This window comes from Kluyvera sp. CHPC 1.2972, assembly GCF_036759925.1.
In the GTDB taxonomy this organism is placed as follows: Bacteria; Pseudomonadota; Gammaproteobacteria; order Enterobacterales; family Enterobacteriaceae; genus Kluyvera.
This window is the reverse complement of the sequence record NZ_JAPKIB010000001.1, coordinates 595,271-607,971: the sequence shown is the minus strand read 5'-3', so window position 1 is coordinate 607,971 and position 12,701 is coordinate 595,271. Positions and strand designations below refer to the sequence as shown.

Sequence of the window (12,701 nt, the reverse complement as noted above, 5' to 3'; positions counted from 1 at the left end):
CTGCCACTATGGCGACACCCCTCACTCAAACTACCGTACCCGATTTCACCCACTGCGAGTTTTACTCCTTCGTCGAAGGCCGCGCCGTCCACCTCGGCGGAGAATGGCTCTCCCAAGCCGGATTTATCGACGGCATGCCCATCAAAGTCCGCGTGATGAAAGATTGCATCGTGATCACCCCGCAGAACACCCGCGAGCTATGGGGCTGCATTGAAGGCATGAGCGTCGCAAGCATCAACCAGCGCAAAGTGAAAGCATGGCTGAAAACCTTTCCGGGGGCGTTGAACGATAGCGGGGATATTCCGGCGATTAAGCGGAGTAAATCGGGCGGGAAATTCTAACGACAAGCGACAATGGTAGCCCGGCCGAGCGGAGCGACGCCGGTGATACATTGAGGGATGTGAGATGTTTGGTAACTATGGGTTGCACCTCAGCTTTGTGCAAGAAGCAGAGGTGTTTTGACCAACTTTACAGATGGCTTGTGAATTGTCAGCTAGAACCGTGGATATTTCGCCGTGAGGCTGTTGACCATCGTTCCCCGGAGGGAATCGGCAATCATTGTCAGGTTGTACGCTTTGTCATACAGCCACTGGCGGTGCAGGGTGTTGTTGCGCCGGTAATGCGGGTTCTGCTCAGTGAGGTCACCGGCCTGCTGCTCAGTCAGCATTCCCGTCGGGGTGTAATGCTGGCGGAGGCTGAACCCGGCTTCACTTTTTCTGGATATCTCCTGGCCGCGCAGGTCGTGCTCAAAAATCAGCGGGGCATGGTCCGCTATCTGCCACTGCGTGAGTTCGCCCATAATCCCACGGGTAAAGCGTTCTGTAATGCCATCGGTCGTGCGGCGGGAGACATAATCCTGTCCGGTATCGTACTGATATTCAGTCCGCCTGCCGTTAAGGGTTTCGGCGGTGACCCGGCTGGCGTCATCATATTCATAGGTGACGGTGGCATCGTCATTTTTCGCTTTCACCAGACGGCACCGACTGTCGTAGTGGAACACGGTGCGACTGAGTACCCGGTCGCTGTCATCCTGGCTGGTTTGAAGAGGCGGGATTTGAGACCGGATGCGACGTGACCGTGAGATTTCACAGGGGTGTATCGTGCTGATGGCGGATGGTAACGAGGTGCAGGAGCTGCGCGAGCAGCTTTATCAGGCTAAACAGGTGGTTAAGGGGATTAAGGATGCTCTTGTTTAGTGGATTGAACGAGATTTAAGTAATAAAAAAGCCGGGAAGATTAAGATTCTTCCCGGCTTTTATTTTATAAAAGATTTTGTTTTATAAACTCAATCAACTCTTCCTTTTTTAATTAAAATTCTGGTCCAGCATCCATTCCACCAATGTAATCGACAACATACTCCAATCTTCCATCTTCAATTTTATGATCTAAAGAGAATAAAAATGAATATCTTGCAACATCTCGTGGATTATATCCATTTTCAAGGAGACGGTTTATGTTCCGTATAAACTATTGAGTCAGTTCATTCATAATGAACCTCTCAAGTTAAACGGAACTGCGCGCCCGGAAGAGGTGGCTATGCCTGAATCAATATCTGCTTTAGTAGGTGGTTAGTGTGGTAAATCCAACAAATCACCATTTTTCATTTTGGGATGCACTCTGTTTACCTGCCCTGAATGATTATAGGTTTCTTCCCAAATCCTGACATCTCCGTTTTTTGGATTCCATTCTGTTACATGAGAACGTCCCCGTGTTGGTCCGGGTGTATGAGCTAAAGCTTCTTCATTGTAATAGCGGATTCGCCCATCGGGTAAAATTCGGGTATTAACAGCGTTCTTTTGAGCTTTTTCTAATGCGCTTAATTTTCTGTTTAGTTTTACAGCAGGACCACTGCACTTTAAACCAAGCGGATCGATCCATGACAACGGGTTAGGCGCATACGCATACAGGTTTAATCCCCCCGCCAGCCCTATGGGATCTGCCGAAATATACTGCCCCGTCCCGCCATCATAATATCGGAACCGGTTATAGTACAACCCCGACTCTCCATCCTCATACTGCCCCGGAAAGCGCAGGCGGCAGGTGGGGGCGTCTTCCTTGTTTCGGCTTTCTTCCCGGCCCCACAACTGTTGTTTGCCTCGCCAGACTATCGTGCCGTCTTCGGTCAGCAGCTCCTGAATCCGGCCCACCGTATCCGTGATGGCGTAGTGCAACTGGCCTTTCTCATAACGCGCCAGCGGCGTAAAACGCCCCGGTTCGTATATCCAGCGAATGGCGTTTTCATATTCCGGTGTACCTTCCGGGCTGACCGGGATTTCTTCGGTTAGCTGGTCTCCGTTCCAGTGAAAGTCCGTTCCCGGTTTGTCCCGGTTAGTGCAGCGCTTACTGATACGTCTGCCGAACGGGTCATATTGATATTCCCAGCGTTCGCCTTCGGGGGTTTCCAGCCCGGTAAGCTGGCTTCTGGCATCCTAGCGGTAGCGCCACGTGAGCGGGCGGTAGCGTATTAAGAAGGGAATAAAAAGTGTGGTGAGCAGGGATTAAATAATAAAAACCGGGAAGATTTGAGGATCTTTCCCGGTTCTTTACATATGACTATTATGAGTCTTGCCAGTTCACTTCTATATTTATTGGATTTATCATTACTTTCCTTACTAGTTGTCCTGAAATAATTTCGCCATGAATTTTTCCATTACTCATATATAAATTTTGAAGTCCCGCAGCAAAATAAAAAGAGATTAAAAAATCATTCAGGTATAAAGAAGTAGATATTGTGCCATCAATCGAATAAATAAATTCCAACACAATATTATCTTGCCTAAATTTATATGTCCACTGAGCATGTTCGCGGTCAAAACATTCGGCTTCCAAAGCCAAATCCGCCAGTATTTAATCTTCAAAATCTGCTATCATAATTTTGGTATCACCGTTGTTAATCGTAATGTTTCATCACTTAGCACTTCCCGTGTAGAATCGAACTGAGCAAACTTTCCACTTGGGCCAGCAAATAGCGATTCTTTTGTGACAAAATACAAGGTTACATTATCTATATTCTTTGGATAACCACCAACAGTATTTAATGGGTTCCTTGCAGCATCAGTTAAATGATCCGCTAACATTTTATATCCTTCGGGTGTATCAGGGACACCCAACTGTTTCATAACAGTCGCCATTTGCTGAGAGCGAGCGGTATTATGAGAACCGGACGTAACCCTACCGAAAAATAATCAAATTTCTTTGAATCAATATCTACTTTGCATAATCCTAACGGATCAATATATTTTAATGGATTAGATACGTATGAATACAGATTTAACCCACCACGTAGCCCTATAGGATCAGAATGGCAAATCCACCCGATCGGCGGATCATACTACCAGTTTTGCTCGTACCTTCCTAAATATACCATGTCATAGTTCATACACAAGACGGTCATTCTTATAAAATAGAGACGGCTAAACCAATATTAATCCCTTAAGGTCTGCGGAGAAATTTTCAGGCCAAATAGTTTTTTCGTCATAAAGTGCATTGTCAAAAGTAGCACTGTCAATACGTTGTGCATCAGAAAAATTAGCACCCCTTAAATCAGCACAACTGAAATCAACACAGAATAAGTCTGTATGGTAAAAGTTAGCATTCCTCATATCAGCTTTAAAAACACATGCACCCGACAATTTAGAATAAGAAAAATCAGAACTCGTCAACACTGAATATGTTAAGTTGGCATTCATCAATAAAGCTTCAATGAAAACCGCCCCATCCAGATAGCATCGGGAAAATTCGGCACTTCGTAGATTAGCTTTAATAAAACTAGTTTTATATAAGGAATGCCCACTAAAGATTGCTGTATGTAATTGACTCTCATCAAAATTAACCATATCCAAACTATCAAGATCGAATTCTTTTTTTTCGTTTGTCTTAAATTTTATAGTGATCATTAGTGATTTCCCCAATCGAACTCATCTACAGTGGTTTCTGACATCGGTTTAATATTTGGTGCTTGGCTCGGTGACAAATTCCCTGGTGTCGTTTCAGGCATTTTTCCAGTGACTTTACCTGCAACATATCGATGATTCCCTTCTACTACAACATTGCCATCAACTTTTATGGGAGGTGCCACATCACCTTTTAGCAATCGATCTACATAACGTTGAATAGCCGGGAGAGAAACACTACCTTGCAGTGTCTGCATGGTGTCGCCTTTTAATGCATCCTGAATTATGTCAGGTGTTACATCGGCACCACGCTCAATTTTACATAATCCGAGGGGATCAATATATTTTAATGGATTAGGCACATAAGCATACAGGTTTAACCCGCCTCTTAGCCCTATCGGGTCCGCACTCAGATACTGCCCCGTCCCGCCATCATAATATCGGAACCGGTTATAATACAACCCCGACTCTCCATCCTCATACTGCCCCGGAAAGCGCAGGCGGCAGGTGGGGGCGTCTTCCTTGTTTCGGCTTTCTTCCCGTCCCCATAGCTGCTGCTGGCCCCGCCAGACTATCGTGCCGTCTTCGGTCAGCAGCTCCTGAATCCGGCCCACCGTATCCGTGATGGCGTAGTGCAACTGGCCTTTTTCATAACGCGCCAGCGGCGTAAAACGCCCCGGTTCGTATATCCAGCGAATGGCGTTTTCGTATTCCGGTGTACCTTCCGGGCTGACCGGGATTTCTTCGGTTAGCTGGTCGCCGTTCCAGTGAAAGTCCGTTCCCGGTTTGTCCCGGTTAGTGCAGCGCTTGCTGATACGTCTGCCGAACGGGTCATATTGATATTCCCAGCGTTCGCCTTCGGGGGTTTCCAGCCCGGTAAGCTGGCTTCTGGCATCCCAGCGGTAGCGCCACGTGAGTGGGCGGTAGCCGCCTTTATCGACCAGCTTTTCCACCAGGCGACCGTTAACATCGTATTTCCAGGTGGTCTGTTCATCGCGGATGACTTTGACAAACTTACCTTCTTCCGGCATCCCGCTGTGAGGGTTAATACGTGAGGTTGAGTGCCGCCACGCTTTGTCTTCCCGTGAGGTCACCCGGCCATGCAGCTGGCGCTGGTACGTCTCACTTTCCATGACTTCATCCACCCAGGTCTGGCGACGGGCGATATTGCGGTTTTTATCGTAAGTGAAGCGTTCTTCCCGCATAGGGATATCGCGGCTGCCGGTCCAGGTGGCGTGACTTATCTGGTCGTTCGCCGTCACGCTGTTGACCATCGTTCCCCGGAGGGAATCGGCAATCATTGTCAGGTTGTACGCTTTGTCATACAGCCACTGGCGGTGCAGGGTGTTGTTGCGCCGGTAGTGCGGGTTCTGTTCCGTGAGGTCACCGGCCTGCTGCTCAGTCAGCATTCCCGTCGGGGTGTAATGCTGGCGGAGGCTGAACCCGGCTTCACTTTTTCTGGATATCTCCTGGCCACGCAGGTCGTGCTCAAAAATCAGCGGGGCATGGTCCGCTATCTGCCACTGCGTGAGTTCGCCCATAATCCCACGGGTAAAGCGTTCTGTAATGCCGTCGGTCGTGCGGCGGGAGACATCATCCTGTCCGGTATCGTACTGATATTCAGTCCGCCTGCCGTTAAGGGTTTCGGCGGTGACCCGGCTGGCGTCATCATATTCATAGGTGACGGTGGCATCGTCGTTGCGGGCTTCCGTCAGGCGGCAGAGAGTATCGTAAGTAAACGTCGTACGACTGAGCACCCGATCGCTGTCACCGTGCGTCACTTCCTCGTTTATCACCTGGTCGGTGACGTTGTACCGGCGATGAAGGTGTGTGCCGTCGGGGAAGGCGGTGCGGATACAGCGCCTGGCGGCATCGTAGAGGTAAGTCAGCGTGCGTCCGGTAAAGTCGGTTTCGGCGATAAGCTGCCCGGCTTTATCGTAGGTCAGGCGGTAATGCTCGTCTTCGGCGTTGATGATTTCAGTCAGGCGGGTGAGCTTGTCGTAGCGGCATTCCAGGCGCTCACCATCCGGACGGATGACGGCGGTGAGCAGGTCAAACGCACCGTACTCATAACGGGTGGTTTTGCCTTCGCCATCGGTGACGCTTTCCGGCAGCTTTTCGCTGTTCTGACGCATCAGTTCCCGCACGCCATCGGGACGGTTGATTTCTTCGACGCTGCCTTGTGGCCCGGCATGATTTTTACTGTGGCGGAACTGCGTGATGAAGCCAAGCGGGTCTTTAACGCTCAGCAGGCGGCCGAGAAAATCCTGCTCTGTCTGCGTCACACCGCCGTTCGGCGCGGTGGTTTCTTTGAACTGATGCAGTGCATCGTAATGCCACTGCCAGGTGGCACCGCCCGGCATGATTTGCCGGAGTAACTCGCCCTGTTCGCTGTAGCTGAATTGTTGCTGGCGTCCCTGTGGGTCGGTCAGGCAGGCCATGCTGCCGTGGTCATCATAAGCCCACTGCCATGTCTGGTTACCCGGAGCGCTTAGCCGGGTGAGCTGACCGTGTTCGTTGTAGTCGTAATACAGGCTGTAGCCGCCCGGCAGGGCAACCTGGCTGATTTCGCCTTCATCGTTGTACTGGTATTGCGTAGTACGCCCCAGCGCATCGGTGCGGGACTGAAGCAGTGTGTTCTCCCATACGGTGGTTTCTTCCCGGCCCAGCGGGTCGAGGCTGCGGGTGACCAGGCCATCCTCGTTGTACCAGTAACGGGTTTCACCGCCTTCGGCATCCATGTAGGTGGTGCAGTGTTCTTCATCGTTATAGACAAAGCGGTCGTCGTAATACCCTTCCGTTGACAGGGTGCTAATAACGCGACCCTGCGTGTCGTAACGAATACCCACGCAGGTTTTGTCCGTGTCCCGCCAGTGGGTCATAAAACCTTCAGGAGAATAGTCATGCCACAGGTGTGAGAACTGAAAGGTATCGCACTCTGACAGAAAACCATGACTGTCGTACTGGCAGGTCACCAGGCGCTGACGCTGCGGCGTCACCAGATCGATGCTCACCAGTTGCCGCTTCTGCCAGTCAAGCGAAAGCGTGTAACCATCGCTGTGGCGAATTTCCGTCAGCAGGTTATCCGTGCGGAGAAACTCGATCCGGTTGCCGTGGTGGTCCTGAACGGCAGACAGCAGGTAAATGTCGTGGCCTGCCGGGGAAAATATCTGTGTCTGCTGCGTGCGACGGTCAAATACGCGCACACCCTCTTGCAGGCTCCCCGACAGCCGATAATATGCCTGGCGGGAGTTAACGGCATCGCGAAAAACACCGTCCTGCGGAAGGCGGTAATACAGCACTACGCCTTCGTGGTCGGTAAAGTGCAGACTGCGGCCATGTACCCTCAGAGAGACTGACCACTCATCGGTCCATTTTGGGCCAAAGATGCCACTGCTTTGTGCCTGTGAGCGGTAGAGGCGGGAGAGAGTCAAAGGCAGCGTACCGGGGAGGGTGAGGACGCTGAGAGCCTGAATGAGGCTGCCACTGGCTACATCCACAGGGTCACCTGTACACGTCATATTGCCCTGACTGGCGTTATTACCCTGGCCGCTATTATCCGTGCCTTTGCCTTTAACTATTGCTCCATTGTTACTGTCGGGAAGGGCGTCATCAGCCAGTTTCTCGGTGCGGGACATATCACCGACAGCGTTTTCGCCATTTTTTATTTTCAGCAAGTCAGCGGTCAACTCACCGGCATGCTTTCCTTCATTCGCAAGCTTCCTGGCGGCCCGCAGGGTTTTCACCAGCGTAAATCCCCCTTTCAGCAGGCCATATCCCCCCAGCGCCAGCGAGCCATAGTCATAAATTTTTCCGCCGAGCGCCTGCGTCTCGTTGTCCATCTCCAGGTGGTATTTATCCAGATTGAAATCACCGGCATGCTCCCGAAGCTCCGCCCCCTGGTTATACATCTCTCTGCCCAGCGCATCCTGACCAGTGGCTGAGAGAATGGCAGCATTCATCTGCATTTCTCCGGCGTGCTGCATCACGGCACTCTGGCCCATCATCGTGACTATATCCGGGAACTGGTTCCAGGCGGCTTTGAGACCGCCAATGGTTAAGTCCAGTTGGAAGGGGGCGGCCTCGATTTGTGCCCGATTCTGGTCAAGTTGTACCATCATCATCATGTCCCAGAAGCTTTGCTCTTTCTCCGTTTCGGGAGCAGGTTGCGGGTCTGCTTCTTTTGCCATGACACTGGCGGAAGGGGACTGGCCGATAATGAGGCCGGTGGTATTTCTGGCATTCATCCAGAACATATCGAAGTGGCGCAGAACGGGCTTGCCACCGGCTTTGAAGGTGGTGCTGTGCTCCAGCGGTTCGCAAATGTCACCCACCGTACCGCTTTTCACTCCCTTAGCCACACCCGGCTCATCGCCTTTTGTAGCGGGAATGAAACTTTGATCCAGTACCAGCACCGGGTGCCCGTTCGCTTTGACTGACGGAACAATCTGCACGGAATCACTCAGACTGGCGGTGACAGGATAAGGGATGGGCGGCGTGACGGGGCCTATCGGGGTTTTACAGACATCCGGTGTCAGGCTGATGGCCATCCACAGCTCGTCCTGGCGGGCGATATAATTCTTAGCCATCATTATTCTCCTGTCACGTGATAACGGGCTTCCATTACCCGTACTGACGAATTAACGGGTAACAGATATCGCCAGGTCTGTTCGACGGTCAGGGCATCTGTGTCAATGAGTAGCGTGTCGGTCCACATCATCTGTGGAATACACTCACCAGAGTCCATCCGCAGCAGAATGCCGGCCCGATTGGTGGGTAATGTAAAACGGATATCACCCTCAGGATGAAAGCCTCTCAGGGCGAACGTTATACCGGGGACCGGGAAAGGAATTTGCTGGTCATGCGGGGCTGCGTTCCAGTAGCGGAAATCAAAATCCTCCGGCAGGCCAGGGTGGCGGTTTTCCAGCCATTCCTGGTCGTAAGTCCCGGCCAGCGGCAGCCGGGGTAGCCAGGTACGGCTGATACAGCCAAAACCCGCGGGCTGAAACTCAGGTGCAGAACCGTCGTTTTTGCCGTCCAGGCAGGCAATAAAATGATGAAGGGTGAATGGACATTTAACCGAGATAATTCGGGGTGCTTCGGCCTGCTGGATTTTACCGGCCCGTTGATACCAAGGCGGCATAAAGCCCAGCCCCAGTGGATTTACCGGGCAGGCCATATGTGCCAGCGGGGGATGAGATGATTCAGGGTGCACGCGCCGTTGTTCGGCGGTCAGACGGTATTCCTGCAGGATGCGGTCAGCATATTCGCTGTTGGATTCGATGCGACATTCACCGCCATAGGCGTAGCGATAATCCAGCGGCAGGGAGGTGAATGGCTCAGGCTCTGTTTCATACCATTGCCCGGTTAATGGCTGGCGCCGGTAAAATCGCCTGCCGGTGATGCGCAACTTTTTATCCATCAGCACTTCACCAGTCGGTGAGTGCATCAGCAAGCCTGCGGTCATCGTCGGTACGGCTGCGCCATCTGGCGTATAAACGGTTCCGTTGACGATAATATCGCAGGCAGGCTTGAAGGGGGCGAGGTCACTTTCGTGCGCAACCGGAGAGGCATTTATTTCCCCGGAAAATTTATCTGCCATTCTTAAGGGGGATGCTGGATATTCCATCAGCGTGGCATGCCATTTATCATTGGCATCTTTTGACAATTGAAAACCTGTTTTCATTGCGACCACATGATGGCGTTCATTCCGTAGGTCATCCATTGCATATTCCATCACGGAAAATGGCGTCAGATTGCGAAATTCCATATCTTATTTCCAGGTTATAAATAACGCTAATTTATATCTATTGTTTATTTGAGGTGGCAGCGTATTCTTTTAAAAAAAAGGAGTAGATTAGACGATTTTTTTAATTCTGATTTTGTGACATGTATCCATATTGAGTATATTTTTTTGATATCTGTTTTTTATATGCCAGTTGAGTATTTGGGTTTGTTATTTATGATATTGATTATATTTATGATTGAGCCGGTTTTATCTTGGCTTATCTCTGATTAATATAGGGCCGCATGCGGGGGATAACAAATAACACTTCAATTTTAAATTAATGTTTTTTACCACTGCCCTCTATATTTCTCCTTTGTATATTTCAATGAAGATGATGTGGATATCAATCTTAACCCCAAACGATCTCCGCCAGGTATTTCCTCCTGGCGGTCCCCCAAACCCTCACCTCACCGCATGCAACCCACTTTCCCCCCTCCCAGCCGCCTTATTCAGCACCCGCTCAATCACCGCCGCCAGCTCATTAATCTCAAACTTCGCCACATACCCATCGGCGTTAACCTTGCGAATATGGTCTTCGTTAGCGTTCCCCGACAGGGAGGAGTGGATCACCACCGGAATATTGCGCAGCCGTGGGTCGGTTTTGATTTTGCGGGTCAGGGTAAAGCCGTCCATCTCCGGCATTTCGAGGTCGGTCAGCACGAGGGCGATTTTATCGCTCACCGGCACGCCTTCTTTCGCCGCTTCCTGGGCGATAAGCTCGATTTTCTCCCACGCTTCTTTGCCGGTCACGTGCAGCTGGGCGGGGATGTCCATCGCCTTCAGCCCTTTCTCCAGCATGGCGCGCGCTACCTTCGAGTCCTCGGCGACAATCGCCGTAGCACCCGGTTTAATATTGAATTTACGCGGGTTCAGCTCTTTGGCGTGCAGATCGTGGTTGGAGGGGGTGATGTCGTAAAGAATTTGTTCTACGTCGATAACCATCGCCAGGTTGTTGCTCTCCTTATGATCGTCGAGGCAGGCGATGCTGGTGATGTATTTGCCGTTCACCGCTTTCTCGGCGGTGTGGATCTGCGTCCAGTCGAGGCGGGTAATGTTCTCAACGGATTCGACGGCGAAGGCCTGCACGCTGCGGGCGTATTCGGTAATCAGCAGAATGTTCAGGCCGGTGGCAGGTTTGCAGCCCGCGACGGCGGCGAGATCGATAACCGGAATGATTTGATCGCGAATGTTCACCATGCCCATCAGCGGCGGCTTAATGCCGGCGGGGCGGGTGAAGCTCGGCATCGGGACGATTTCCCGCAGCTTAAAGACGTTAATGCCGTACAGCTCCGAGGCGTCGCTCTGCGATGACGCGCCGAGGCGGAAAAGCAGCAGCTCAAAACGGTTGGACAGGGTCAGGTTAGCCCTGTCGTCGATCTCTTTCTGGAAGTTATCCATCGTGCCCTCAGCGTAAAAAGCGTTCTCTTATTAGCTGAGTTATCGGCAGGCGCGGCTAAAACGTTATCACAGCGTGAAGGTGGCGAAATCCTCGGCCAGTTCGCACGCCGGGAAATACGCCTGGCACTCGGCGAGCAGGCGGCGGCAGCCTTCGGCGTCGTAGCGCGAGCTGACGTGAGTGACGATAAGCCGCTTGGCGTTGGCGGCCCGCGCCAGCTGGGCGGTCTGCTCGGTGGACGAATGCCCACGGCTGTTGGCTTTCTCCGCCATGGCGGCTTCCAGCGTCGCTTCATGCACCATCACATCAACATCGCGGGCCATCTCCAGCGCAGCATCGCACGGCGCGGTGTCGCCAAAAATCGCTACTTTTTTACCGGGCGTAGCGGGGTAGAGGTAATCCGCGCCGTTAATCACGCGACCGTCCGCCAGCGTTACCTGTTCACCGGCTTTAAGCTGCTGGAACAGCGGGCCGGGCGCGACGCCTGCGGCAACCAGCCTGCGCGCATCCAGCGCGCCCGGCTTATCGTGTTCTTCCACGCGAAAGCCGTAGCACTCGACCGGGTGATTCAGCGGGAAAGCGGTGACTTTGCGCAGGCCGTCATCAAGGATCTCTCCGCCACTGATTTCAACCACTTCCAGCGGGAAATCGGTCCACGAACCGCTCAGGCGCAGGGTAGTTTCAATAAACTCTTTCAGCCCTTTTGGCCCGTACAGGGTGAGCGGTTGGGCGCTGCCCGACATCGAACGGCTGCAAATCAGCCCCGGCAGGCCAAACAGATGGTCGCCGTGCAGGTGGCTAATAAAGATGCGCTCGATTTTGCCCGGATGAAAAGCGGTGTGCAGCAGTTGGTGCTGGGTGCCTTCGCCGCAGTCGAAAAGCCACAGCCCCGGCTGCGTCGGGTGTTGCAGATTCAGCAGTATTGCTGTTACGTTGCGAGTTCGGGTTGGCACGCCCGCGGATGTACCTAAAAACGTCAATTGCATAGCGCCGCGCCCCTGGCGGTAAAAAATAAGGTTTAAGGAGCCTACCATGATTCGCTGGCAAGATTTGCACCATTCTGAATTAACCGTCCCGACGCTGTACGACCTGCTGAAGCTGCGCAGCGAAGTCTTTGTGGTGGAACAGGCCTGCGTCTATCTGGATATCGACGGCGATGATCTGGTGGGCGAAAACCGTCATCTGCTGGGCTGGAAAGACGACAAGCTGGTGGCCTACGCGCGCATTCTGGTCAGTGAGGAAGAATTTGAACCGGTGGTGATTGGCAGGGTGATTGTCAGCTCAGCGGTGCGCGGCGAGCGTCTGGGCTATCAGCTGATGGAACGCGCGCTGGCCAGTTGCCAGCAGCATTGGCCGCAGCGGGCGCTCTATCTCGGCGCGCAGGCGCATCTGCGGGAGTTCTACGGCCATTTCGGGTTTATCACCGTCACCGATGTCTACGACGAAGATGGTATTCCGCACGTGGGCATGGCACGAGAAGTGGCGCAGGCATAACCCCAAATCCCGTCTATAGTGAAAGGCAAAGAGCGTTGATTTTCAGTGCGATATTGCCTTGTTACGTTTCCGCTCCCTAATCGTGGGTACTGCTTTTTATAACAAGTACCCCGTATACTATGTGGTTTTT

At 52.2% G+C, this 12,701-nt stretch carries 10 protein-coding genes and 3 pseudogenes; 3 read left to right on the top strand and 10 right to left on the bottom strand.

Annotated features, from left to right (window positions below):
* Positions 1-89: 89 nt before the first annotated feature.
* Positions 90-341, top strand: a pseudogene (locus V6944_RS02910) (SymE family type I addiction module toxin); the annotation flags it as partial.
* Between the two features lie 152 nt (positions 342-493).
* Here V6944_RS02910 and V6944_RS02905 read toward each other — a convergent pair.
* Entirely contained in the window at positions 494-970 is a 477-nt protein-coding gene (locus tag V6944_RS02905) for a hypothetical protein (protein WP_442910711.1), read from the bottom strand.
* Positions 971-1,035: 65 nt separating this feature from the next.
* On the opposite strand from V6944_RS02905, the pseudogene V6944_RS02900 reads away from it, so the two are divergent.
* Positions 1,036-1,196 (top strand): annotated as a pseudogene (locus tag V6944_RS02900) (SymE family type I addiction module toxin); the annotation flags it as partial.
* A 372-nt stretch (positions 1,197-1,568) separates the two neighbouring features.
* Here the strand turns inward: V6944_RS02900 and V6944_RS02895 are convergent.
* The 9 genes and pseudogenes from V6944_RS02895 to rbn all read right to left on the bottom strand — a co-directional run bounded on the left by V6944_RS02895 (position 1,569) and on the right by rbn (position 12,063).
* Positions 1,569-2,171, bottom strand: a complete 603-nt coding sequence (locus V6944_RS02895) for an RHS repeat-associated core domain-containing protein (protein WP_333497811.1) — start codon at positions 2,169-2,171, stop codon at positions 1,569-1,571.
* A gap of 385 nt (positions 2,172-2,556) precedes the next feature.
* Positions 2,557-2,835: a hypothetical protein gene (locus tag V6944_RS02885; protein ID WP_333497810.1), complete on the bottom strand. Its 279-nt coding sequence runs from the start codon at positions 2,833-2,835 to the stop codon at positions 2,557-2,559.
* Positions 2,836-2,867: 32 nt separating this feature from the next.
* Entirely contained in the window at positions 2,868-3,119 is a 252-nt protein-coding gene (locus V6944_RS02880) for a hypothetical protein (protein ID WP_333497809.1), read from the bottom strand.
* A 71-nt stretch (positions 3,120-3,190) separates the two neighbouring features.
* Positions 3,191-3,331, bottom strand: a pseudogene (locus tag V6944_RS23315) (RHS repeat domain-containing protein); the annotation flags it as partial.
* Positions 3,332-3,413: 82 nt separating this feature from the next.
* The gene (locus V6944_RS02870; RefSeq protein ID WP_333497808.1) at positions 3,414-3,896 is read right to left on the bottom strand and encodes a pentapeptide repeat-containing protein; all 483 of its coding nucleotides are present in this window, start codon (positions 3,894-3,896) and stop codon (positions 3,414-3,416) included.
* On the bottom strand, positions 3,896-8,485 hold the full coding sequence (locus V6944_RS02865; protein WP_333497807.1) for a PAAR-like domain-containing protein: 4,590 nt from the start codon (positions 8,483-8,485) through the stop codon (positions 3,896-3,898). The genes V6944_RS02870 and V6944_RS02865 overlap by 1 nt, the downstream gene beginning before the upstream one ends.
* Positions 8,485-9,663, bottom strand: coding sequence for a DUF2169 family type VI secretion system accessory protein (locus V6944_RS02860; RefSeq protein WP_333497806.1), 1,179 nt, complete (start codon positions 9,661-9,663; stop codon positions 8,485-8,487). The genes V6944_RS02865 and V6944_RS02860 overlap by 1 nt, the downstream gene beginning before the upstream one ends.
* A gap of 420 nt (positions 9,664-10,083) precedes the next feature.
* Positions 10,084-11,079: a chemotaxis protein gene (locus V6944_RS02855; RefSeq protein ID WP_185667033.1), complete on the bottom strand. Its 996-nt coding sequence runs from the start codon at positions 11,077-11,079 to the stop codon at positions 10,084-10,086.
* 66 nt (positions 11,080-11,145) lie between these two features.
* On the bottom strand, positions 11,146-12,063 hold the full coding sequence (rbn, locus tag V6944_RS02850) for a ribonuclease BN (protein WP_333497805.1): 918 nt from the start codon (positions 12,061-12,063) through the stop codon (positions 11,146-11,148).
* A gap of 46 nt (positions 12,064-12,109) precedes the next feature.
* Here rbn and V6944_RS02845 point away from each other — a divergent pair, with 46 nt between their 5' ends.
* Positions 12,110-12,571, top strand: coding sequence for a GNAT family N-acetyltransferase (locus V6944_RS02845; RefSeq protein WP_333009635.1), 462 nt, complete (start codon positions 12,110-12,112; stop codon positions 12,569-12,571).
* Positions 12,572-12,701 lie beyond the last annotated feature (130 nt).

What these genes read in the sequence shown, in the direction of transcription:
- V6944_RS02880 (WP_333497809.1), bottom strand. Translation starts at nt 3,119, where the DNA reads ATGAAACAGTTGGGTGTCCCTGATACACCCGAAGGATATAAAATGTTA.
- V6944_RS02870 (WP_333497808.1), bottom strand. Translation starts at nt 3,896, where the DNA reads ATGATCACTATAAAATTTAAGACAAACGAAAAAAAAGAATTCGATCTT.
- V6944_RS02865 (WP_333497807.1), bottom strand. Translation starts at nt 8,485, where the DNA reads ATGATGGCTAAGAATTATATCGCCCGCCAGGACGAGCTGTGGATGGCC.
- V6944_RS02860 (WP_333497806.1), bottom strand. Translation starts at nt 9,663, where the DNA reads ATGGAATTTCGCAATCTGACGCCATTTTCCGTGATGGAATATGCAATG.
- V6944_RS02855 (WP_185667033.1), bottom strand. Translation starts at nt 11,079, where the DNA reads ATGGATAACTTCCAGAAAGAGATCGACGACAGGGCTAACCTGACCCTG.
- rbn (WP_333497805.1), bottom strand. Translation starts at nt 12,063, where the DNA reads ATGCAATTGACGTTTTTAGGTACATCCGCGGGCGTGCCAACCCGAACT.
- V6944_RS02845 (WP_333009635.1), top strand. Translation starts at nt 12,110, where the DNA reads ATGATTCGCTGGCAAGATTTGCACCATTCTGAATTAACCGTCCCGACG.